The organism is Chitinophaga sp. OAE865 (assembly GCF_040546735.1).
Lineage (GTDB): Bacteria > Bacteroidota > Bacteroidia > Chitinophagales > Chitinophagaceae > Chitinophaga > Chitinophaga polysaccharea_A.
Genome location: NZ_JBEPOF010000001.1, coordinates 6,466,750 through 6,490,317, shown reverse-complemented (window position 1 = coordinate 6,490,317; position 23,568 = coordinate 6,466,750). Strand labels below are relative to the sequence as shown.

The 23,568-nt window shown below is 48.5% G+C and carries 17 protein-coding genes; 15 read left to right on the top strand and 2 right to left on the bottom strand.

Annotated features, from left to right (window positions below; all coding sequences use genetic code 11):
* Nucleotide 1 precedes the first annotated feature (1 nt).
* Genes ABIE50_RS25890 through ABIE50_RS25870 form a run of 5 tightly spaced genes read left to right on the top strand, consistent with a single transcriptional unit; the run spans nucleotide 2 to nucleotide 8,804 of the window.
* Nucleotides 2-1,558, top strand: a complete 1,557-nt coding sequence (locus tag ABIE50_RS25890) for a RagB/SusD family nutrient uptake outer membrane protein (RefSeq protein WP_209865358.1) — start codon at nucleotides 2-4, stop codon at nucleotides 1,556-1,558.
* A gap of 19 nt (nucleotides 1,559-1,577) precedes the next feature.
* Complete coding sequence (locus ABIE50_RS25885) at nucleotides 1,578-2,693, top strand: DUF6528 family protein (protein WP_209865355.1); 1,116 nt, start codon at nucleotides 1,578-1,580, stop codon at nucleotides 2,691-2,693.
* A 1-nt stretch (nucleotide 2,694) separates the two neighbouring features.
* A complete protein-coding gene (locus ABIE50_RS25880; RefSeq protein WP_209865353.1) occupies nucleotides 2,695-3,753 on the top strand; it encodes a DUF6528 family protein in 1,059 nt (352 codons plus the stop codon).
* A complete protein-coding gene (locus ABIE50_RS25875) occupies nucleotides 3,753-5,669 on the top strand; it encodes a beta-N-acetylhexosaminidase (protein ID WP_209865350.1) in 1,917 nt (638 codons plus the stop codon). The genes ABIE50_RS25880 and ABIE50_RS25875 overlap by 1 nt, the downstream gene beginning before the upstream one ends.
* Before the next feature lie 6 nt (nucleotides 5,670-5,675).
* Nucleotides 5,676-8,804, top strand: coding sequence for a glycosyl hydrolase (locus tag ABIE50_RS25870; protein WP_209865347.1), 3,129 nt, complete (start codon nucleotides 5,676-5,678; stop codon nucleotides 8,802-8,804).
* A 204-nt stretch (nucleotides 8,805-9,008) separates the two neighbouring features.
* Here ABIE50_RS25870 and ABIE50_RS25865 read toward each other — a convergent pair whose 3' ends face one another.
* Entirely contained in the window at nucleotides 9,009-9,413 is a 405-nt protein-coding gene (locus ABIE50_RS25865) for a nuclear transport factor 2 family protein (RefSeq protein ID WP_209865344.1), read from the bottom strand.
* Nucleotides 9,414-9,514: 101 nt separating this feature from the next.
* On the opposite strand from ABIE50_RS25865, the gene ABIE50_RS25860 reads away from it, so the two are divergent.
* From ABIE50_RS25860 to ABIE50_RS25825, 8 genes are all read left to right on the top strand, one after another.
* Nucleotides 9,515-10,105: an RNA polymerase sigma factor gene (locus tag ABIE50_RS25860; protein WP_209865341.1), complete on the top strand. Its 591-nt coding sequence runs from the start codon at nucleotides 9,515-9,517 to the stop codon at nucleotides 10,103-10,105.
* Between the two features lie 109 nt (nucleotides 10,106-10,214).
* Nucleotides 10,215-11,378, top strand: coding sequence for a FecR family protein (locus tag ABIE50_RS25855; protein WP_209865338.1), 1,164 nt, complete (start codon nucleotides 10,215-10,217; stop codon nucleotides 11,376-11,378).
* Between the two features lie 246 nt (nucleotides 11,379-11,624).
* Entirely contained in the window at nucleotides 11,625-14,867 is a 3,243-nt protein-coding gene (locus tag ABIE50_RS25850) for a TonB-dependent receptor (protein WP_209865336.1), read from the top strand.
* A 15-nt stretch (nucleotides 14,868-14,882) separates the two neighbouring features.
* On the top strand, nucleotides 14,883-16,346 hold the full coding sequence (locus tag ABIE50_RS25845) for a RagB/SusD family nutrient uptake outer membrane protein (RefSeq protein ID WP_209865333.1): 1,464 nt from the start codon (nucleotides 14,883-14,885) through the stop codon (nucleotides 16,344-16,346).
* Between the two features lie 79 nt (nucleotides 16,347-16,425).
* Nucleotides 16,426-18,069, top strand: coding sequence for an FAD-dependent oxidoreductase (locus ABIE50_RS25840; RefSeq protein WP_209865330.1), 1,644 nt, complete (start codon nucleotides 16,426-16,428; stop codon nucleotides 18,067-18,069).
* A gap of 19 nt (nucleotides 18,070-18,088) precedes the next feature.
* A complete protein-coding gene (locus ABIE50_RS25835; protein ID WP_354028176.1) occupies nucleotides 18,089-18,232 on the top strand; it encodes a hypothetical protein in 144 nt (47 codons plus the stop codon).
* Nucleotides 18,233-18,264: 32 nt separating this feature from the next.
* A complete protein-coding gene (locus ABIE50_RS25830) occupies nucleotides 18,265-19,314 on the top strand; it encodes an MFS transporter (RefSeq protein WP_354028175.1) in 1,050 nt (349 codons plus the stop codon).
* 38 nt (nucleotides 19,315-19,352) lie between these two features.
* Entirely contained in the window at nucleotides 19,353-22,265 is a 2,913-nt protein-coding gene (locus ABIE50_RS25825) for a T9SS type A sorting domain-containing protein (protein WP_209865326.1), read from the top strand.
* 45 nt (nucleotides 22,266-22,310) lie between these two features.
* On the opposite strand, the gene ABIE50_RS25820 is transcribed toward ABIE50_RS25825, so the two are convergent.
* Nucleotides 22,311-23,066, bottom strand: a complete 756-nt coding sequence (locus ABIE50_RS25820; RefSeq protein ID WP_209865323.1) for a hypothetical protein — start codon at nucleotides 23,064-23,066, stop codon at nucleotides 22,311-22,313.
* A 109-nt stretch (nucleotides 23,067-23,175) separates the two neighbouring features.
* Between ABIE50_RS25820 and ABIE50_RS25815 the strand changes: the two genes are divergently transcribed.
* Together ABIE50_RS25815 and ABIE50_RS25810 are read left to right on the top strand one after the other, a co-directional pair.
* Nucleotides 23,176-23,304, top strand: coding sequence for a hypothetical protein (locus ABIE50_RS25815; protein WP_354028174.1), 129 nt, complete (start codon nucleotides 23,176-23,178; stop codon nucleotides 23,302-23,304).
* Nucleotides 23,305-23,439: 135 nt separating this feature from the next.
* Nucleotides 23,440-23,547, top strand: a complete 108-nt coding sequence (locus ABIE50_RS25810) for a DUF3237 family protein (RefSeq protein WP_209865320.1) — start codon at nucleotides 23,440-23,442, stop codon at nucleotides 23,545-23,547.
* The last annotated feature ends 21 nt before the right edge of the window (nucleotides 23,548-23,568 follow it).

Below are 23,568 nucleotides of genomic sequence, written 5' to 3'. Positions count from 1 at the left end.
AATGAAAAAGATCTCTTGTATAATATTAGTGGTACTGAGTTTGGCAGCTATATCCTGTAAAAAATTTCTGGATGAAGTCAATCCGAACAATGTAAACCTGAATAGTTATTTTAAAACCCAGAACGATTATGACCTGGCCGTGAACGGCGCCTACGCCCAGTTACGCGGAATGTATAACAACAGGAGCGCCTGGGTAATGGGAGAAATGCGTTCGGACAATACGCACTACGACTATAAATCATCCGACCAGGCAGTAGCCACCATGAACCGATTGGCGGTGGCCGATTTCCTGGATGATAAATATAATAACCAGACGCCTCCGAAATGGAATCTTGGTTTCAATGCGATATCAGCTGTCAATGTGATCATTGATCATATTGACGATATCAAACTATCGGATGCCAGCCGTAATTCCATCCTGGGCCAGGCGAAATTTATCCGTGCGCTTGTGTACTTTGACCTGGTGCGTTTTTATGGCGGCGTGCCCATTTATAAGCGTGCACCGCTTAGCCGTGAGGAAACCTATATTCCCCGCGCTTCTGTACAGGAGGTGTATGACCTGATCATTGCTGATGCTACCGATGCGGTGGCTAAGCTGGGCGTGCCTTCTTTCCCGCAAACCGGCCGTGCTACCAAAGGCGCAGCGCTTACCCTGCTGGGAGATGTATATCTTACCCTGAAAAAATATGATCTCGCTGAAGGCGCCTTAAAACAGGTAACAGCCATGGGTTATAGCTTGTTCCCGAAATATGGGGATGCATTTGAACTGGCTAACAAGAACGGCAGGGAATCTGTATTTGAGATCCAGTTCAATACCGGGCTGGCAGTACCGCAGGCCAACACGGAAGCTTCTATCTACAACTTTCTGCCGCGCATGGTGAATACTACCGTAGTAACCGGTGTAAACTTCAACAGTGTTACCACCGTTGGCGGTTTTAATACGCCTACGCAAGACCTGATCGATGCCTATGAAGCAGGCGATCAGCGCCTGGATGCGTCTATCGCTATAGCTGAAGGCACCTTCAATGCCACAGATGATTTTACCGCAACCGCTGTTAAGTCAGTAGTAGGTTATGTAGCGCCTCCGGGCAAAGTAGGCCGGCCGTTTCCAAAGAAATACCTGCACGCACATACGATCGGTAACCAAACCAACGACGACTGGCCGGTGTACCGTTATTCGGAAGTGCTGCTGTTGCTGGCGGAAAGCCTGAACCAGCAAGGCAAATCAGGCGAAGCATTGCCTTACCTGAACGCCGTAAGGGAACGTGCTTTTGGCGACGCTACCCATAACATTACCGCTACTAACCAGGTGGCGTTACAAACCATTCTTTTAAAGGAAAGACGCGTGGAGCTGGCCTTTGAAAATAAGCGCTGGCTGGACCTGGTACGTACCGGTAACGCCATCACCATCATGAATGCCTTTGGCGTTAAACAAAAAGCGCAGTACAGTTACCTGCAGCCGGGCAGCTATAATGTTACACAGGACCGCTTGCTGTTCCCGATACCAAATGCAGAGATATTACTAAACGATAAACTTACGCAGAACCCAGGTTACTAATCACTAAAAACTCACCCTCATGCAAAACACTATGATGAAAGCAGGTAACGCCTGCTTAAGATCTACCTGTGTGAATTGGATGGCGATTGTATTGGCTTTAACGGTAGTTTCCTGCTCCCGGCAGGCAGATCAGCTGCAACACCCGGAAGAGGCAGCGGGAAAAGTACAGCCCAAAACAGAACTGGCTACCTGTTGCTGGGTGGCGCTTACCAACGAAGTAGGAAATACCATCGAGGTATATGATCCTGCTGATGCTTCCTGGACTTCCACTACAAGGAAGTGGAGCTGGAAACCCAGCACGGCATTGTCTTACAATGCCACCAGTGAATTACCGCTCTGGACTGCGCCCACCGATATTAAGGTGAGGAATAATACAGTGTTTGCGAATACCGCGCAGGTGATCACCGCCACTTCATACAGGCTGGCTACTATCGCGCGCTATACGGGCACCGGTTTAAAGGGAGAAAAACTGTGGGTAATGGGTTTTAATGACACCACCAGTTTGCATGCCATGGAAATATTGCCTGATGGCAATTGCGTGGTAGCGAGTGCGGGCAAAGAATGGCCGCAGGGGTGGATCCGTATCTATTCATCATCGCAGCCTTCGCCCAATCATGGAGTAAATACGCAGTACTATTTCACCTCCGCTCATGGGGTGCTTTGGGACAATACGCACCAGGTGCTTTGGGCATTGGGAAACCAGCTGAGAAAATATAGCTATAATCCCCCCGGATCCGGCGGGACCATTACCAATCCCAAGCTGCGTTTAGATACCACTTATCCAAGTTTGCCAAGCGCCTGGGGCCACGACCTTTCTGCTAACCCTGATAACCCGGATCAGCTGTTGCTTAGTACCAATGGAGGTGTGTATACTTTCCATATTTCCACCGGTACCTTCGACTCCATACCAGGAGCGGCATTCAGAACTTTTGTAAAATCCGTTAGCCGTCAGCCGGATCAGAATATATTAATAGAAACACAACCCAGCTCAGGATGCCCGCTGGCTCCTGGCAATAACTGGTGCACTTCCGTGGTTAATTTTTATAATGCCAGCACTGGCGCTGCTGCCGGTTCCCGTACCGTAAGCGGAGCTGCTATTTATAAAGCGAAAGCATTCGATCCAAACTATTATTGATATGATAAGAAGACTAATACTGTCAGGTGTTGCAGTTGCTTTGGTTGTTTCTCAAATGGCCTGCAGTAAAAAACAGGGAGCAGATACTCCCGGTCCTCCAACTAACCCGCCAGTTGTAACCCCGGTTCCTTACCCGGGGTTACAACTGGCATTAACCAACGACGCCTCTAAACAGATAGAGCTGTATGATCCGATGGTGACAGACTGGAACACCACAGAGGCAAAAAAGTGGGCCTGGTCGCCCACCACAGGGTTGGGTTTCAGCGCCAATGAAATCAAAAGCTTCGGAGGTGGTACCGATTTTAAAGTGCGGAAAATGAAAACCCGGCAGGACGCCACTTATGCAGCTATCAGCGATAACGGTATGGCTGCTTTGATAGCTTATCCGTCGGGGCAGCGGGTGTGGTCAAAATTGATCAGTGGCAACCTGCATTCGGCAGAACTGCTGCCCAACGGCAATATCGCCCTGGCAGCTTCTGATGGTAACTGGATCAGGGTGTATGCTGCTTCGCAGGGTGCGGATAACAATACCTATGCGGAGTTTACTTTGGGTGCAGCACATGCCGTGCTGTGGGACCCCGTGATTAATGGATTATGGGTTACGGGTCAGGATTTAACCAACAATGCGCATATCCTCACAGCGCTGGCAGTTGGTGGCACTGATGCCAACCCGGAGCTGACCGAATTAAAACAGTACCGGGTTACATTGCCCACTGCCTGGGGGCATGAAGTAAGCGCGTATTACGGCAATACTAATTTGCTGTGGGTTACTACCAACGGAGGGGAATACGTCTTCAATAAAACTACGAAAACCTTTTCCATGGCCCCTACCAATAATCTCACTTTTGTGAAAGGAATGGGAAATCAACCCAGCGGACAAATTGTACTGGTGCGCCCGGATGCCAATAAAAATCCACGCCCTGCAGTGAGTTGTTCGCTCAATAACTGGTCGTCCAGCACAGTTGATTTCTATACATCAGGTGGCCAATGGCAGGGATCAAGAATAGTGAACGGCGCCTGTTTTTATAAAGTGAAAATAGTTTACGACAATTATCAGTGATGTACTTTAGCAAATATGTAAAGATATATACCTGCTGCCTGGCTTTACTTGGCTTTTGTGCCGGGAACAGCGCCGCGCAACAGGCTGGGCCAGCGCTGATCCCCATGCCGCGCTCCGTAAAAACGGATACCGGCAGTTTTATTTTCAATGCTGGCACATTGATCCGGACCGATGTGAAAGAGCAGCATGCTGTTGATTATTTCACCGGCCAGCTTTTTAGTCGCTGGAAATTTAACAACAAAGTAGCAACGGGTACCACAGGAGATGGAGGGCTGGTTATTACTACCAATGGTGCAGAACAATTACCGGATGAAGGCTACCGGTTATCGGTAACACCTGCCGGCATTACTCTTACAGGCCGCAATGTGGGCTTGTTTTATGGTATGCAAACCTTATTACAATTATTCCCCGAACCAGCGAACGGAGCTGTTGCTATTCCCTGCGTTACAATAGAAGACGCTCCCCGTTTTGGTTACCGTGGGTTGATGCTGGATGTTTCCCGGCATTTCTTTACAGTAGAACAGATCAAAGACCTGCTGGACATGATGGCTTATTATAAGCTGAATCGTTTTCACTGGCATCTTACCGACGACCAGGGCTGGCGACTGGAAATCAAAAGCTGCCCGGAGCTAACACAGGTGGGCGCCTGGCGTGTGCCACGTATTGAATTTGGAGGAAATACATTACCGCCCCAGCCCGGCGAAAAAGCCACTGATGGAGGATTCTATACACAGGAACAGGTGAAAGATATCATCCGCTATGCGGCCGAAAGACATATTGAAATACTGCCGGAAATTGATGTGCCGGGCCATTCAATGGCCGCTATTGCCGCATATCCGGAGTTGTGCGTAACACGTAATAAAGATATTAAAGTAAACCCCGGCAGCAGTTTTGCCAAATGGTTTCCCAATGGCAGCTATGAAATGTATGAGGACAATTCACTCAATCCCACTGATGAACGGGTGTATACATTTCTCGACAAAGTATTCGGAGAGGTAGCTGCATTATTTCCCTACCTGTATATTCATATCGGTGGAGATGAATGTTATAAAGGATTTTGGGAGAAAGATGCCGCTGTGCAGTCCTTTATGAAAATGCATCATATCAAAAATACCCATGAACTGCAAAGCTATTTTATTTTAAGATTGAATAAGATCATTCAGTCCAAACATAAAAAACTGATTGCCTGGGATGAAGTAGCAGAAGGTGATGTGAAAGACAGTATTACAATAATGAGCAGGTTTGGCGAAAAGGCCGCCATTTCGCAAATCAGGAAAGGGCTTGATATAGTGCTGGCGCCGGGCGGCAACGGGCTTTATTTTGATTATGCCCAAAGTACATCGGACCAGGAACCCTCCAGTCATGGCGGCGATGCGCCGGCCTGGAAAGCGTATCAATATAACCCCGAATATTCTTCATTGTCTGCAAAAGAACGTAAACATATTATGGGCGTGGAAGCCTGTATATGGACAGAAAACATTCCTGATGTTTCCAAGCTCCAATATATGATGCTTCCACGTATGCTGGCGCTGGCCGAAACAGGATGGTCGGATGAAACGGCAAAGGCCTATCCTCGTTTCGCCGGCACAGCATTACCATTGCACCTGGAGCGTTTCGACAAAGCCGGTATCAATTACCGTGTGCCCACGGTTTTTAATTATACTGATTCTACTATTGCAACCGGCAGTTTCCGGTTTGAGGTAGCGCAGCCGCCGGTACAGGGCGCCAGGATCTATTACACGCTGAACAACCGGCCTCCGGGTGATTATGATCACGAATACACCGCACCGGTAACTATCACCGTTCCCAAGGGGAAAACCATTACCCTTAAAACCGTCGTTATTACTCCTGCCGGCCGCAGAAGTATTGTTACACGCACCGTATTGGATAACAGTCATAAATCTGAAAATAAATAATAACCTATGCACAAGAGCATCTGCCAATTCCTGTTTCGTGTTTTAACTATCGTTGCTGTATTTGTTGGTTCCGGTGTAAAAGCACAGCAGCCATTAGAACGCTTTGAAAAGGTAGCTGCCGGTTTTAAAAGTCCTGGCCGGGATTATGGAACGGTACCATTCTGGGTATGGAATACGAAGATCACCAAAAGCAACATCGATTCCATGCTGAATGACTACCGGAAAAATGATTTTGGTGGCATCATCATTCATCCCCGGCCGGGGCTGATTACCGAATATTTGTCAAAAGAGTGGTTCAACTTATTTGAATATTCCGTACAGCAAGGGAAAAAGCTGGGGCTTAATATCTGGATCTACGATGAGAACTCTTATCCCACCGGTTTTGCCGGTGGATTGGTAGGAGAGCAAATGCCTGAAGCTTACAACCAGGGGCAAATGTTGTATATGGAAGATACCACGCAGTTGCCCGCGGATGTTTCCCCGTTTTTTTTATGTTTGAAAGAAGAAAAAGGAGTTTATAAAGATATTACCGGTCATGTACAGGAAGAAGCCGGAAAGAGAGGGCATTACCAGTTGTTCAGGAAAGTAAATTATCAAAGGTCGAACCGCGGCTCGGTAGCAGGCCCCATTGGTGTGTCTTATGTAGACCTGATGGCGAAAGGCGTTACGGATAAATTTATTGACGTTACTTATAAAGGGTATGAAAAAGTGGTTGGTAAAGAATTTGGGAAGACGATCAAAGGCGTTTTTTCTGATGAGCCTACCATCATTAATGAAGGGCGTAACTGTGTACGCTGGACCCCAGATCTGTTCGAACGGTTTTACCAGGACTGGCATTATGACCTAAGGTTACATTTGCCGTCGTTGTTTAAAGAAGTGGGCGACTGGAAACGGGTACGCCATAATTACTACCAGGTGTTACTGGAGTTGTTTGTTGACCGCTGGTCTAAACCCGTGTACGCCTATATGAAGGATCATCAGCTTACATGGACCGGGCATTACTGGGAACATGGCTGGCCAAGTCCTTATCATGGCCCGGATAATATGGCCATGTATGCATGGCACCAGATGCCGGGTATTGATATGTTGTTTAACCAGTTTAATGAAGATAAGCCCGTGCAGTTTGGCAATATCCGCGCGGTGCGTGAACTGGGAAGCGTAGCTAACCAACTGGGTAAAACACGCACCCTGTCTGAAACCTATGGGGGCGCCGGTTGGGAGCTTACTTTTAAGGATATGAAACGCCTGGCTGATTGGGAGTTTGTATTGGGGGTGAACTTCCTGAACCAGCACTTATCGTTCATGACGTTAACGGGTGCACGTAAATATGATTATCCGCCAAGCTTCTCTTATCATGAACCATGGTGGCCCTATTACCGTTTCATGAATCATTACTTTACACGTCTTTCTTACCTGTTATCCCAGGGGCAGCAATACAACAACATCCTGGTGATTGAGCCCACTACTTCTGCCTGGATGTACTACGCCAGGGATGCGGAACATAAGCGTTTCTTCGATATCACCAAGCGGTTTAACGATTTTGTGACCATGATGCAGCGATCCTACCTGGAGTATGACCTCGGTTCAGAAAACATCATCAAAGATAACGGACGTGTGGATGGAAATAGTTTTGTAATTGGAAAACGGGCATATAAAACGGTAGTGATACCACCGGGGATGGAAAGTATCAACAGCGCTACTTTCCGTTTACTGAAAGCATTTGTTGCCGGTGGGGGAGAAGTGATTTGTTTTGAGCAATTGCGTTTGGTAGACGGTGCTGCTAATGAGGAACTTGCTGCTATCAAACAGCTGGAGAGGATCCATGAAGTAAACCGGGATGAATTGAAGGCGTTGTTTCATAATAAGGACTTTAGCATTGAAAACAGAGGTGGCAATATTTATCACCAGCGCCGTAAGCTGGCCAATGGAGAGTTGCTACTACTCACCAATGCCAGCATGACGGAAACATCTTCAGGGGCCATTAGTATGCGGGGGCGGGATGTGCTGCAGATGGACCTGAACACCGGGAATATTTCCCGCTATAGCTATTCAGAACATAGCCAGGATGTGCATTTCAGCTTTGATGTTCCGCCTGCAGGTAGCCGGATGTTCTTTATTGCGGATAAAAAATTATCGGGTTATAAACCGGCTGCATCACCGGGGAAATGGACTATCGTAAACGCCTCTACGACAACTGTGAGCAGATCGTCGGATAACAGTCTTACAATTGACTTCTGCGATCTTCATCTGCAGCGGCCGGATATTGTTTATACACATATGCATGTTGGCCTGGCTTCCAATACTGCCTTTAAACATCATGGGTTTGCAGATGGTGTAGGCAATCCATGGAATAACCGCACCCAGTTTAAAGATGCGATCGTTAAGCGCGATACTTTTTCTACCGGAACGGGATATACCGCTGTTTATCATTTTACGGTGAAAGATGGTGTTGACGTCAGCGGGTTCAAAGCCGTAACAGAACAACCAGGGCTTTGGCATGATGTAAAAATTAATGGTGTAGCCATCAAAAATGAACCCGGGCAGTGGTGGCTGGATCGCTCTTTCGGCGTATACCGGATAGGCCGTTATGTAAAAGCCGGGGATAATGAATTGGCCATTACAGTTTCGCCTATGAGCGTTTATGCAGAAATTGAACCGGTGTATATCTTAGGTGATTTTAACCTGGAAGCCGCAACGCAGGGCTGGGGCATTGTTAAGCCACAGCCATTACAGCTGGATTACTGGAATAAGCAGGGCCTGCCTTTATATGGTAACGGTGTTACCTATACGAAAACATTTACAGCAGATACGCCGGCTAAATCATATGCCGTGGAATTGGGCAAGTGGAAAGGTACGGTGGCCGCTGTAAAAGTGAATGATGTGTTTGCAGGTGTGATCACTGCCGAACCTAACACACTCGCCATCGGGGAATTTGTAAGAAAAGGAACGAATAAGATTGAGGTCACCGTAATTGGCAGTTTGAAGAATGTTTTAGGGCCCTTTTATAACAAGCCGGCTCCCGGTTTGGTGGATCCCGGTAAATGGTATAATATTAAAACCCAGCCTCCCGGGAATGAGTATGATCTGTATGAGTATGGATTGACAGATGATTATGAGATTAAGGTGGCGCAGTAAACTACACGGCACCAATGTATCGGCTTCCGGCGACAACAAACACCAGGCACTTTTACAATTCCCTGGTGTTTGTTGTCGCAAAGAGCTACCAGTACGTGGATAGATGCTGGTTGGCTATAGACTTTATAATGAAATATTGCTTTCCTTATCCTTCATTTACTCCTTATCATACGAATTTGCGCTCCTGTCCCGGAATTTTCAGATTTATCCATTTCCCCGGAATGTTTCCGTTACCAATTGTGTGTCCATATATTCCCGCAGCTCATGCAGCTTGCCGGCCGAGAGGCGGCATACCCAGCAGTATTTATTATTGTATACTTTTCCATCAGGTGTGGTATTTTGCCCGATGGCTTCTACTACTACGTAATCGCCATCCGCAATAAACTGGTTCGCCACTGTTCTATAGGGTGGTTTCAGGGTAGTTCTTACTGAAGCCCACAACTCATCAAGAACGGATTGTTTGCCCTTAAAGGTCCGGGACCATGGACCTGAGCCCATCCATGTCCATTGCATGTCGTCTGCCATGGCGTCAAGAAAGGGCTCATCGTTGCCTTCTGACAGTTCCCGGAATATAAACTGCATGAGTTGCTTGTTATTGGTGGTATTCATTTTATTTTTTTCTAAATGTCTGATTTTTTACGTTCTGCAAAGGGGGGCATTCGTGTCAAAAGAAAGTGGGTTTGTGCCAATTTTATTACATTTATAGCCAAATGGGGGATTCCACGAACACTGAAGCAGAATACCTGGAGCGGCTCCGGAAAGGGGATGTGGCCGCATATATGCAGCTGTACGACCAATACAGTGCGCACGTCTATGGATGGGTGCTGCGTTTTGTAAAAGTGCCTGCCTATGCGGAAGACATCGTGCAGGATGTATTCCTGAAAATATGGGAAGTTCGTGACCGGATTGATCCTACGCAATCATTTCCCGCCTATCTCTATAAGATCAGCCGTAACAAAACCTTTACTTTCCTTAAAAAGAATGCTTCCGATGAAGCTACCCGCCTCCGGATCATGCAGCGCATCGGCGAAATAACGGAATCGCCCTATCACCAAACGCTCTGGGCGCAGTACCAGGAGATGCTTAACAACGCAGTTACGCAGTTGCCTTACCAGCGTCAAAGGGTATTTACATTATGCCGGCAGGAGGGCAAAAGTTATGAAGAGGCAGCAAAGGAGCTGGGCATTTCCCGCAATACCGTGAAAGAACATATGGTGATGGCACTTAAGGATATCAAGGCCTATTTCTACCGGCATGGGGATCTTTCCCTGGCCGTGCTGCTTTTGATGCACGTTTTTTAAGAGGCTACATATTATGATGAAATTTATTTATCAACCTACCCACCCTTTTTTTTCCGGCAACAGTATATAATAAAAGCGGGGCCACGTACCGCATGCATAAAACTGATACATGTCAAAGGAAAAGGATCATTACCGGCAACTGCTGCAACGTTTTCTGGATAACAACTGTACTCCCGCTGAAACCGCGGAGCTGCTCGACTTCCTGCAACAGGACGCTTCCAACCGCGTGTTGCTGGAAGAAATGAATGCCTCCTTTGGCCGGCCCGCAACCGGGCACACAGGTTCCTGGCAGGAGAGGGTAAAGGAAAAACTTCTTCTTGCCACACAACCGGTAAAAGTGGTTTCTTTCTATAAAAAGTGGCTACCTGTAGCGGCAGCGGCGGTGCTGCTGCTGGCGATTGCTACTGCCGGCTGGCAATATTACCACACAACAAAGAATACAAGGCCGGTACCTACCCTGGTGGAAGCCCACCGGGATGTATTGCCTGGGGGAAACAAGGCAAGTCTTACGCTGGCCAATGGCGCCACCATCATACTGGACAGTACTGTAAATGATGCGATTCCCAGCCAGGGCGCCACAAAAGTGATCCGGATAAACGGGCAGTTAAAGTATGATGCAGGCCAGGCAACCAATGCTGCCGTGGTATATAACACCCTCGCTACACCAAGGGGCGGCCAGTTCAAAATAGAACTGCCGGATGGCACGCTGGTATGGCTTAACGCAGCATCATCCCTTCGTTTTCCCACGGCTTTTAATGGTAAAGAACGTACCGTAATACTTAACGGCGAAGGCTACTTTGAAGTGGCGCACAGGGATAATATGCCCTTTAAAGTGCAGTTAGGCAATGGTATGGTGGAAGTGCTGGGCACACACTTTAACGTGATGGCTTACCCGAATGAAGCGAATGCAAAAACCACCCTGCTGGAGGGCGCGGTGAAAGTGACCCATCAGTCGCAAACAGTTCGCCTTGTCCCGGGGCAGCAGGCCAGCTGGGAGGCAGATGGCAACATCGTTACAGGCCGGGCAGATACAGAGGAAGCTGTTTCCTGGAAAGAAGGCTACTTCCAGTTTAACAGGGCGCCGCTAACCGATGTAATGAGGCAGTTGCAGCGATGGTATAATGTGGAGGTCCGTTATGAAGGCAATATTGTTAAAAGGGAGTTCTGGGGTAAAATACCGAGGAATGTGAAGCTGAGCGAGGCGCTTAAAATACTTGAACTAAGTAATATTCCATATTCCATGAGAGGCGATACAATTATTATTCATCATTAAAAACAACCAACTATTTCCACTTATGAAATGACAGCAGTGGTAATATAACCAAAAAACGGAGGTGTCGTTACCACCTCCGTTATGTCCAGGTTATCATTACAATATTCCGTGTATGAAAGATTGATTATCTCACCTAAACAAATCGAATTTATGCAATTATCAGGTCTCGTCAAAAACCTGAACGGGAAACATTTGCCTTTTACAAGGCGATTCCGCCTGTTACCAGGCAGAAAAATCAGGCTCATTATGAAACTGACATACTTTCTTTTGCTGGCATGCTTTTGCCAGGTCCACGCCAGCAGCTACGCGCAAAAGGTCACGCTTCATGAAAAAAACGCATCGCTCGAAAACCTGATCAGGAAAATCGAACGGCAATCCGGCTACGTATTTTTCCTCGACTATGCTCTTCTCGACCAGTCGAAAAGGGTAAATGTCGATATTTCGGAAGGTACCCTGCAGGAAGCCGTAGAGCTTTGTTTCAGGCCATTTGAGCTGACTTACACCATCCTGGGAAAAACTATCGTTGTAAAGCAAAAAGCGCCCGTGGCGGCCGATCCCGCCATTGAGGTACGCGGTAGAGTAACAGATGCGGATGGAAAGCCCCTTCCGGGTGTAACCGTTTCGGTGCCCGGCGCTTCAAAAGGAGCTGTTACAAACGACAACGGTGAATTTGTGTTGTCGGTACCGCCTACAGCCATACTGCATTTCAGCATGATCGGCTACAAGGCGATGGATGTGGCGGTGAACGGCCGGAAAACCTTAGCGGTAACGCTTGTAATGGAAAACACGGCGCTGACGGATTTCATAGTAGTAGGTTATGGTACACAACGCCGGGGAGATGTAACCGGCGCCATCGCTTCAGTGAACACCAAAACGCTGGATGGAACGCCTATCCGTTCTGTGGACCAGGCCCTGCAGGGCAGGGTGGCCGGTGTTACCTTTGTACAGAACTCGGGCATGCCCGGCGCAGGGTCTTCTATTCGTGTGCGCGGCGGCAACTCCATCAACGGCAGCAATGAACCTTTGTACGTAATTGATGGAGTGCCGGTATTTGCTGACCAGGGCAGTGATGGTACTTCGCTTAATCCTTTGAACAGTATCAGTCCTACCGATATAGCATCTATTGAGATTTTGAAAGATGCATCTGCCACGGCTATCTATGGTTCCCGCGGCGGCAACGGCGTGGTGCTCATCACCACTTCCCGCGGACAACGTGGCATGTCCCGCATTACTTTTGATTCTTACTACGGTACGCAGCACATCCTTAAAAAATATTCGTTGCTGAATGCGTCGCAGTTTGAGCAGCTGGCCAACGAGGCGAGTATTGCTGAAAACGGCCCCGAGCTGTATGACCTCAGCAAAACCCCTGCTACCACCGATTGGCAGGATGCCATTTTCAGAACGGCTCCTATTCAGAGTTATTCCCTGTCGTTTTCCGGTGGGGATCCGAAGACCCGTTTTCTCGTTACAGCCAATTATTTCGATCAGCAGGGAATTGTGCGGGCGTCTGACCTGAAGCGGTATTCGTTACGGGCTAATCTCGATAAAGATATCCGGGATAATATTAAACTGGGTAGCAGTCTTACCATCAGTAATGTACGCACCAACCGGGTGAACAGCGGGTCATTGTTCACCATGGCCACTACGGCGCCTAATCTGCCCATCTACCAGCCGGACGGAAGTTTTACGGAGCTGAATAACCAGGGCGCGCCGTTTGATAACCCCGTGGCGCTGATCGGGAATTACAAGAACTTTAATAACGTTTTCCGCACGCTGGGAAATGTGTATGCGAGTATAGACATCGTTAAAGGACTTACTTTCAAAACGCTCTGGGGCGCTGATGTAAACTTCGCACGCAATGATATTTATCTTCCGCAGGCGGTATACTCAGGTTCCCAGGTGGGCGGAAATGCATCCGTATCCACCAACCAAACCTTTACCTGGCTGAATGAAAATACGCTGACCTACAACCTGAACAAAGATGAGCACCAGCTTAACCTGCTTGGTGGTTTTACCCAGCAGAGCTCTTCGTACCAGTCGCTAGGCGCTGAAGCACAGGGCTTCCTGAACGATAACCTGGGTACCAACGCACTGGGCAATGCGGCAGCTGTACAGCCTTCTTCTTCCAGCATTGCGAGATGGGCGCTGCTCAGCTTTTTGGGCAGGGCCAACTATAGCTTCAAAAATAAATACCTGCTCACGCTTACAGGCAGGTACGACGGCTCTTCCCGTTTTGGAAAAAACAACCGCTTCGGCTTTTTCCCTTCAGTAGCCGTTGGCTGGAAGCTGGACCAGGAGCCGTTTATACGCAGCCTGCATGTTTTCAGCAACCTGAAATTAAGGGTGAGCCATGGCCTTACGGGCAACCAGGACGGTATAGGCAATTATCCTTCCCTGGATCTGATGGGCAAAGCCAACTATTCCATCGGCGGGGTGAACGTGATAGGGCTTATGCCTTCACAGGTAGGGAATCCTGATCTGCGCTGGGAATCCACCGCGCAATCGGATATTGGTCTTGAGCTGGGATTTTTTGACAACAGGCTCAACTTCATCACGGATGTATACTACAAAAAAACAAGCGACCTGCTGCTGTATGTGAAAATTCCTACTACATCGGGTTTCTCCACTTCATTGCAGAACAGGGGACAGGTGGAGAATAAAGGGATAGAGTTCACCGTAAACGCTACTCCCATAGAGCAGGGCTTACGTTGGGAAACAGGTTTTAATATTTCTTTCAACAGGAACAAAGTGCTGGACCTCGCCGGTGTCGACCGCCTTTTCGCAGGCCAGGGCCCTAACCAGAGCACCGTTGTGCAGGTAGGCCAGCCATTGGGCTCCTTCTTTGGTTTTGCCAGCGATGGAATTTTTAAGTCGAAGGAAGAAGTGGATGCCTCGGCTCAGAAAACCGCGAAACCAGGCGATATCCGGTTCAGGGATGTGAATGGCGATAAAAAGATCAACGACGACGACCGTGTGCTGTTGGGTAATGCCCAGCCGAAATTCTCTTTCGGTTTCAGTAATACTTTTTCCATGAAAGGATTTGACCTGATGGTATTGCTCCAGGGCGTTTACGGCAACAAACTGTATAACGTAAATACCGCTACGCTGGAAAATCTTACCGGCCTGCAAAACCAGAGCACTACTACGCTCGACCGCTGGACGCCTGATCATACCGACACCAATATTCCGCGCGCTACTACGGTAAAGCCAACTTCCCGTTCCTGGGACCGGCTGGTGGAAGACGGCTCTTACCTGCGGGTTAAAACAGTACAGTTAGGATACAACCTGTCGAAGGAAACACTGCACCGCATTAAACTCGCGGGGCTTAAAGTATATGTGAATGTACAGAACCTGTTCACCATCACGAACTATTCGGGGCTTGATCCGGAAGTAAGCCGTTATGGGTCGGACAATGTAAGTCCCGGCTTCGATTCCGGCGCTTATCCCAATGCGCGCACGATTTCTTTTGGTATCAATGCCAGCTTCTAATCAAAATCATTTGTCATGAGATCTGCAGTTTATTTCATCATCATATTTTTTACGCTGGCGGCAGTGGGCTGCGCCAAGCTCGACGGCGTTCCGGAAGGCACTTACACCACAGACAATTTTTACAAAACGGAAGCAGATGCCGTATCTGCCGTTAATGCTGTGTATTCCGGCCTGACCAGCTCTTACCTGTATAACCAGTTTATGGAAGTGATACAGTCGCAGGGAACAGACGACTGCGAATGGGGATTTGGCCGCAATACCAGCAACACCGATAAAACGGCGCTGGATAAATTCAATTTTGATGCCGGCACCAACCTGTTCTACCAGTTCTGGAGCACTTCCTACCAGGTGATCAACCGTGCCAATGCAGCGGTGGAAAATATTGGTGCGATGACCGCCGTTGGCACTGAAAAAAAGAAACGCATGCAGGGAGAAGCCCGTTTTGTGCGGGGGCTGATGTATTTCAACCTGGTACGCCTTTTCGGAGGAGTGCCGTTGTTGCTGCAGCCTACTACTTCGCTGGATAACCTTGCCATAAAAAGATCTTCAGCAGAAGAGATATATGCCCAGATCATTGCCGACTTCCGGTTTGGCGAAGAAAACTTACCGGAAACATATGATGCGGTTAATGCGGGAAGGGCCACCAGTGGCGCTGCCATGGCCATGCTCGTAAAAACATACCTTACCCGGAAGGAATATACAAAAGCCGTGGAAGAAGCAAGAAAAGTGATGGCGCCGGGCCGTTATTCGCTCTGGCCTTCCTACCAGGATGTATTCCTGATCGCCAATGAAAACAAAACTGAATCCATCTTTGAAGTGCAGTTCCTCAGCGGTTCCGGTAATATCCCCAGCAGCTATGCGGGCTTTTACCGTCCTTCATTTGATAAACGGCCGGGGTTTGGCGGCAACGGCGATAACCCGGTTACAAAAAATCATTATGATGCTTACCCTGAAGGGGATCTCAGGAAAGATGTAAACGTGATAAAGTATTCCTATACTACAGATCCCAAAGCGCCTGCCACGATTAAAAATCCTTACTACGTGGCCAAGTTTAAAGATCCTGCGGCGCTGAATGTGAACGATGGTGGTAATAACTATTACATTGTCCGTTATGCCGACGTGCTGCTGATGTTTGCAGAAGCGTTGTATATGTCGAGCCCCGGAAGTGCAGAAGCGCTGGAAGCATTTAACCAGGTGAGAAGACGCGCCTATGGCCTGCCACTGAATGCGCCTTCTGCAAGGGATCTTGCGGGAGGTTTGAGTGCCGCTGCGTTCCAGGATTCTGTGTTGAAAGAGAGAAGACTTGAATTTGCTTTTGAAGGGCAACGGCGTTTTGACCTGCTGCGCACCGGTAAACTGAAACAGGCCATGAATGCACAGGATCCTACTATCACTGTAAGGGAATCAGACACGCTTTTCCCTATCCCGTCGCAGGAAATGGACACCAATCCTTTGCTGGAACAGAACCCGGGATACTGATCAGAAAAATTTTTCCGGCTGGCATGAACAGGATGTATCCTGTTCATGCGGCTATACTCATGCTTAAATAATGATGAAAATGAGGACTTCAATTATCCGCAGCCTGGTAGTAATGATCGTTATACTGTCTGGCAACCGGTTACCGGCCCAGCAGCGCTGGGACGTATGTGTGTATGGTGAAACGCCTGCAGGCATCATGGCGGCTATACAGGCCGCAAAAATGAATAAACAGGTATTGCTGATCAGTAATACCGCTCACGTGGGCGGTGTGGCCACTTCGGGCCTTACGGCCACCGACCTGAATAATTTCAGGAGCGCCGGCGGGCTTACCCGGGAATTTTTCCAGCGCCTGTATACTTACTACAGTGATAGTAGTGCGTGGCGCAGCGAGTCGAGGGATGTGTTTTTTGAGCGCTCCAAAAAACGCACTTTCTCCGGTAAGAACGACTCCCTGAAAATGCAGTGGGTGTATGAGTCCCGCGTAGCGGAAAATATTTTTAAAAAAATGTTACAGGAAGCCGGTGTGACAGTGGTATACAAAGAAAGGCTGCTGCTGAAAAAAGGGGTAACGAAGAAAGGCGCCGGTATTGTTTCCATTCAGATGGAGAATGGCCATCGTTATCATGCAAAGATCTTTATAGACGCTACTTACGAAGGAGACCTGATGGCAACTGCCGGTGTTTCCAGCATTACCGGGAGGGAGGCAAACAGCGTGTATAATGAAACGTTGAATGGTATTAAGCTCAATGATATTATCGGTAAAGGGAACAGTTCTATCGATCCTTATATTAAGAAAGGTGATCCTTCCTCCGGTGTGCTGCCGTTCCTGGAACCGAAGATCCCGGGAGCCAACGGGGAAGGCGATCACCGCACACAATCGTATTGTTATCGTATGACGCTGACCGACGATCCGGCCAACAGGATCAGCATTGTAAAACCTGCGGGCTACCAGCCGCTCTGGTATGAATTCCTGGCGCGCATGCTGGAAATGAACCCTGGCTATATGCTGAAAAATATTATCTCTTTCACGCCTATGCCTAACAGGAAAACGGATACCAACCAGGCTGATTTTGTGGGCGCCAATTACGGTTGGCCGGAAGGTAACTATGCAGAACGCAGCAAAATTGCGCAAATGCATAAAGACTATGTATTGGGTTTACTCTGGTTCCTGGGCAATGATCCACGGGTGCCGGATTCCCTGCGCACAGAAATGAAGCGCTGGGGTTTACCCAAAGATGAGTTTACTGATAACGGCAACTTTCCCCAACAGCTGTATGTAAGAGAAGCGAGAAGAATGGTGAGCGATTATGTGATGACAGAAAAGAACTGCAACGGCGAAGAGCCAGTAGAAGATGCGGTGGCAGTGGCCACTTATCCGCTGGATTGCCATTATGTTTCCCGCGTAGTAGATGCGGAGGGAAGGGTACATGCTGAAGGCAGCTATGGTAAACAGAAGAACACTTATTACACGATCAGTTACCGTTCATTACGTCCCAAAGCCTCAGAAGCCGGTAACCTGCTGGTTCCGGTATGCTTGTCTGCCTCGCATGTGGCTTACAGCTCTATCCGCATGGAGCCGGTATTTATGGTGCTGGGGCAATCGGCCGGCACTGCCGCCGCGCTTGCGCTGGATCGTAATATGAGCGTACAGGAGTTGCCTTATGAGGTGTTGCAGCCGGTGTTGCTGAAAGACGGGCAGGTACTTTCTCTTGACAGGAAATAAGTTATAGCAGATGACAAATATGAAACAGTCAAACAAAGGCGCCATACTCGCCGCAGTGGTGGTCGCATCTCTCGGGTATTTTGTGGATATCTACGACCTGTTGTTGTTCAGCATCGTGCGGGTGCCCAGTCTTGAATCGATCGGGCTGCGTGGCCGGAGGTAACAGACAAGGGCATTTTATTGCTCAATGTACAAATGACAGGTATGTTGCTGGGCGGTATCCTGTGGGGAGTGCTGGGCGACAGGAAAGGACGGCTGTCTGTTCTTTTCGGGTCTATTTTCCTTTATTCTGTTGCCAACATCGCCAATGGTTTTATAAACAGCGTATGGGCGTATGCGTTATGGCGCTTTGTGGCCGGCCTTGGTTTGGCTGGTGAGCTGGGCGCCGGTATTACCCTGGTCGCGGAATTAATGCCTAAAGAAAAAAGAGGTTATGCCACTACTATTGTAGCCGCCGTAGGTATCAGCGGCGCCGTGGCGGCTTATTTTGTAGCACAGCATTTCAACTGGAGAACCACTTTTTTTATTGGTGGGGGTCTGGGGCTTTTGTTGCTGCTGCTACGTATTGGGGTAGCAGAATCGGGTATGTTCGGCGCAGCGAAGCAATCGGAGAACCGGGGAAATTTCCTGGCGCTTTTCACCAACGGTAAGAGATTTTTTAAATACCTGCGCTGCATCCTCATTGGCGTACCGCTGTGGTTTGTGGTAGGCGTACTGATCACGCTTTCACCGGAATTTGGTAAGGTGCTGCATATTGAAGGCAATGTGAATGCGGGTGCCGCAGTGGCCTGGTGCTATGGCGGACTGGTGGTAGGAGATATTTTCAGCGGCGCCCTCAGCCAGCTATTGAAAAGCCGGATCAGAGTGGTGTATGTGTACCTGTTTTGCTGTATGGCGGCGGTAAGTATTTATTTCCTGGCTGCGGGCATCAGCCTGCAGCTCTTTTACTGGATATGTGCGCTGCTGGGATTTTCTGTGGGCTATTGGGTAATTTTTATGACCATTGCCACCGAACAATTCGGCACCAATATCCGCGCAACGGTAACCACTACCGTTCCAAATTTTGTACGTGGCGCAGTAGTGCCGCTCACTTTTCTATTTCAATTTATGCAGGTGCTTTTTAACGGCTCCCTGATACATGCCGGTATCAGCGTTGGCGTGATATGCCTGGCACTGGCTTTCTGGTCGCTTACCGGCATGCAGGAAACATTTCATAAAGACCTGGATTACCTGGAGGAATGGTAGATGTAGATATACTCACACTTTAAAACCACGTTCCACTTATGAAAAAACTGATACTTATGATGATGATGCTTGTTGTTGCGGGCAACGCAATTTCACAGGCTGTCAAAACCACGCTGAAAGATTCCGCGGGGGTATATACCCTTTATCGCGGTGGTGTGCCGTACCATATCAGGGGAGCGGCCACCAATAACTTTTATTTACAGGTATCTGCCTATGGGGGCAATACCATCCGTACCTACAGTATCAATGATTCCACCGGTACCTGGCTGGACAGCGCCAACACGTATGGCATCACTGTTTGCCTTGGTTTAGGCGTGAAGAAATTACAGGAAATGAATTATGCAGATACTGCAGCCGTAAGGGTACAATTTGAGAACATGCGGAGCCAGGTGCTCGCTTATAAAGATTATCCCGCGCTGCTGATGTGGGCCATCGGTAATGAAACAGATGCTAACTACAACCCATTGGACACCGCTTATAACATTGCTTACTGGGATGCGCTGAATGATATTGCACGGATGATCCACGAGGTAGACACCAACCACGTCACTACTGCTGTATTTGTAAACTCGGATCTGAAGAAAATGCAGTTGCTGAAAGAACGGTTTACTGAGCTGGACATACTTTCCATTAACAGCTATGCGCCTAATCTTCCGGGGGTATTGGGCAACCTGCAAACTGCTGGCTGGACAAAACCTTATATGATCACAGAGTTCGGGCCCAGAGGCACCTGGCAGATGAATCCTGAGCCTAAGCGGAAGATGCCATGGGGCGCTTTTGTGGAACAAACCAGTACGGAAAAGGCAGTGGTGTACCGCCGGTCGTATCTTGACCATATTGCCGCAAATGCGCCTGATAATTGCCTGGGTGGTTTCGTGTTTGTATGGGGGTATCAATCATCCGGCGACGTAGTTACCTGGTTTGGCTTGTATAACCGGCTGGGAGAGGCTTTTGGCGCTGCCGATGAAATGCAGTACGTATGGACGGGGGCATATCCATCCAATCATGCGCCCGTGATCCGCACCAGGGACTCATTGCTTTTCAACGGCAAACGTGCAGAGGATACCGTTATTGTGGAAGCGAATTCCATCAATACCGGCCGGGTGCGTGCCAGTGACCCTGATAATGATTCGTTGCGTTACGAATGGCTGATCATCCCTGAAAACAGCATTATGGCCGGTGGAGACCCTGGGGCCAGTTTACCGGCACTTCCGGGATTAATTGTTTCGCAGCAGGCAGACAGCGCCCGTTTTATGGCGCCAGCCGCATCGGGCAACTACCGGTTATATGTATATGTACACGATCATCGCGGGAAGATCGCCAATGCATGTGTGCCGTTCAAGGTAATCCCTTCTTCCACTGGGAGGCTGATAAGATCAACTTCCACCGGTGGCAGCTGGTCGCTGGCTACCAGCTGGCAGGGCGGTATAGTGCCCACGGATGCCGATACAGCGGTGATCGTTGCCGGCAGTACTGTTACTATCAATACACCCGTGAAAGTAACGCGCACGGAAATAGCCGGCACACTGGGCTTCAACACTACCACCACGAATACCTTTACTACAGGCAACCTGCTTGTGGAGAGCGGAGGCACCTTTTATGCAAGGAATGGTACCATCGGCAGAACAATTACAGTTAATGGCAGTCTGCAGAACAACGGCGTTGCCGATTTCTCAAAAGCAAGCACCATCCTGGTCATGGGCCCGGCGGCAGATAGCACCACTATTGGCGGAACAGGGACTTACTCAAATGGCATCGTCCGTAGTCTTACGATAAATAATCCCGCCGGCGTGGTATTGCAAACACCCATCAGTATTCCCTCGGTGCTCACGCTCGGCAGTGGCATGTTTTATAACAGCACCTATCTCACTATGGACAACACGAATGTAGGCGGCAGCGCCAGTTCGGTTAACTGCCAGATCAGGCGCTCGCAACATGCGTCACTTGGAAGTGATTATACATTGGGCAATACGGCTGCATTATACGTGGTGTATAATCACGATGTAAATGCGCCTGCACAGGTGATGACAGAAGGCCATGAGATCCCGGTTTCAAGATCGCTGTTCAATATCACCGTTAACAACCCCGATGGTGTGATGATCAGTGACAGTCTTACCCTGAAATCAAGCAATGCAGCGATAACACTCACAGATGGGATCATATATCTGCCGGCAGGCAAAAAACTGATCTGTACCAATACCTCCTACAATGGAACGCCGGGCAGCAGCAGTAGTTTCGTGAATGGCGGGGTAGGGCTTACTGCGGGCGCTACGCCGGTTACCAAAACTTTCCCTGTCGGATCTGCAGGGCAATACAGGAAAGTGGTGTTAACGGGGGTATCATCTGTTAGTGGCGCAGTAACAGTAGTAGTATCTACTGACAGTGCAGCCGGTACGCCGGGTACAGGTATGAGCAGTTTGTCGGCTTCAAGGCGCTGGCATTGCGCCGTGCGCAGCGGCAGCCTCGCCGGCTTTACCGGCATTAGTATCGGCTATGGGGAAGATGATGGGGCGACGCAAAACAGGCTGGCATTTTCAACTACCTATACGGGTGCATATGATGTAATACCCACCGATAATAGTACCGCTGATGCAGTTACCAGTTCAACAGGTAACTATGGTGCAGGATGGTACACAACAGGGCTGAGTGAAAGTTATATACAGTTAAGTAATAAGCCTGCGGTGGTTACCGATGCCTTCATTTACCCCAATCCCGCATCAGCTCTTATTTACGTAGTTTGCCCGCAGGCATTGAAACAGAAAGTGCAGGCCAGCCTGGTGGATTTGCAGGGGAAGGTAGTGCAGTACTGGATGCTATCGCAGGGACAGGTACGGCAACCGCTTACGCTTGCTGCTAAAACCGGAAGTGGCGTTTATGTGCTGGTGCTGGAAGGAACAGGGTTCAGGCGAACGTTTAAAGTGGTGGTGGGGCAGCAGGGGCAGAGATATTGAATGGTAAAGGGCTGCCTCTCTTATTTATGAGGCAGCCTTTTCATTTTACTTTTTATTTAAGGTTTGCTCAATGGCGGCTAATCTTGCTGCCAGTACTTCATTTCTTTTATTTTGTTCGATGATATACAGCGTAAGCTCTTCTATTTTCTTTAGTAAAACGGCTTGATTATCACCGAGGTCTATTCCCTCTGATTTTACAACTGCTGCAGAGGGTACTTCCGGCAGGTGTTTGTGATTGGCAATGTAATTTTCTACCTGGGGCAATGGCATTAACCGGTAGGCAGAATCAAATACATAGTCGGCCCAGTCGACCTGTGTAACTTTCACCCTGCGGGTTTTAATATTTCCGTTTACATCCAGTTGCTTTTGTGCTGCGGTTGTTCCAATTACAATACTGCCGGTAATATTTCCACCAGATAAGGGCAGGTACGCAGCCGGGTTAAAGTTGCCCGCGTGCCAAACGGGTTTCCCTGCCTGTGATAGTACACCGGAGAAATTCCCGGTGCCAGCCACGTCGAGATTATAAGCAGGGGTACTTACTCCTATACCAACGTATCCATTTGAAGATAGTATACTTAGTATACCCCGGATGCCTGTATTATTAAGCCGCCATGAGCTGTCGAGTGCAGCGGCTCCCCAATCCCAGCCTTTGCCGTTTACATTATTTCTATATCCAACCTGGGCTGTTGAAACGATGAAGGTAGAGGTGGTATTGCCGGCAGTTGTTACTGTTTGGAGCGTTTGTGCTACAGCGTTGTAGCCGAACAAGATAAAGAGGATGAAATAGGTTAACTTTTTCATACAATAAAGGGATTTTAATTTTAAAGAGATGTAATTTAAAGATTAGAGAGAAATTGGGAGATTTTATTTTAGATTTAAGATCTTCATTTATGGTAAATATTCTGGGCAGATGGCCCGCAGCCCTGAACATAATACCTGCTGCAACGATAAATCGATAGAGATTATTACCACGCCCCGGCAAAATGATGCGGAAGACGCTGCCGGTGTTATCAATATCATTATAAAGAAAGGAAAGTAATAGCGAACAATGATAACAAAGTGCAGGGCAAAGGATAGATACCGGTGTTTTACCAACAGCTGGTATCAAACCGGCCGGAAGCCTGCTGTTGTACCTGTTTCCAGGTAGAATAAATACCATGTTCGCGATATTGGCATGACAGGATCGCACCGTTATTCCTGGCTGAATCACACTGTTACAATAGGTGTAGGCCGTTTCCCGGCGCCTGGCAAATTAATTTACCGGATATATACAATTAAGTAAAAGCAGGTCTGTTCCGCCAGC

Bases quoted from the DNA above. Each gene is read 5' to 3' on its own strand.
- ABIE50_RS25830 (WP_354028175.1), top strand. From the start codon at position 18,265: ATGACAGGTATGTTGCTGGGCGGTATCCTGTGGGGAGTGCTGGGCGAC.
- ABIE50_RS25845 (WP_209865333.1), top strand. From the start codon at position 14,883: ATGAGATCTGCAGTTTATTTCATCATCATATTTTTTACGCTGGCGGCA.
- ABIE50_RS25815 (WP_354028174.1), top strand. From the start codon at position 23,176: ATGGCCCGCAGCCCTGAACATAATACCTGCTGCAACGATAAATCGATA.
- ABIE50_RS25850 (WP_209865336.1), top strand. From the start codon at position 11,625: ATGAAACTGACATACTTTCTTTTGCTGGCATGCTTTTGCCAGGTCCAC.
- ABIE50_RS25875 (WP_209865350.1), top strand. From the start codon at position 3,753: ATGTACTTTAGCAAATATGTAAAGATATATACCTGCTGCCTGGCTTTA.
- ABIE50_RS25810 (WP_209865320.1), top strand. From the start codon at position 23,440: ATGACAGGATCGCACCGTTATTCCTGGCTGAATCACACTGTTACAATA.
- ABIE50_RS25855 (WP_209865338.1), top strand. From the start codon at position 10,215: ATGTCAAAGGAAAAGGATCATTACCGGCAACTGCTGCAACGTTTTCTG.
- ABIE50_RS25835 (WP_354028176.1), top strand. From the start codon at position 18,089: ATGAAACAGTCAAACAAAGGCGCCATACTCGCCGCAGTGGTGGTCGCA.
- ABIE50_RS25870 (WP_209865347.1), top strand. From the start codon at position 5,676: ATGCACAAGAGCATCTGCCAATTCCTGTTTCGTGTTTTAACTATCGTT.
- ABIE50_RS25820 (WP_209865323.1), bottom strand. From the start codon at position 23,066: ATGAAAAAGTTAACCTATTTCATCCTCTTTATCTTGTTCGGCTACAAC.
- ABIE50_RS25880 (WP_209865353.1), top strand. From the start codon at position 2,695: ATGATAAGAAGACTAATACTGTCAGGTGTTGCAGTTGCTTTGGTTGTT.
- ABIE50_RS25860 (WP_209865341.1), top strand. From the start codon at position 9,515: ATGGGGGATTCCACGAACACTGAAGCAGAATACCTGGAGCGGCTCCGG.
- ABIE50_RS25890 (WP_209865358.1), top strand. From the start codon at position 2: ATGAAAAAGATCTCTTGTATAATATTAGTGGTACTGAGTTTGGCAGCT.
- ABIE50_RS25865 (WP_209865344.1), bottom strand. From the start codon at position 9,413: ATGAATACCACCAATAACAAGCAACTCATGCAGTTTATATTCCGGGAA.
- ABIE50_RS25840 (WP_209865330.1), top strand. From the start codon at position 16,426: ATGAGGACTTCAATTATCCGCAGCCTGGTAGTAATGATCGTTATACTG.
- ABIE50_RS25885 (WP_209865355.1), top strand. From the start codon at position 1,578: ATGCAAAACACTATGATGAAAGCAGGTAACGCCTGCTTAAGATCTACC.
- ABIE50_RS25825 (WP_209865326.1), top strand. From the start codon at position 19,353: ATGAAAAAACTGATACTTATGATGATGATGCTTGTTGTTGCGGGCAAC.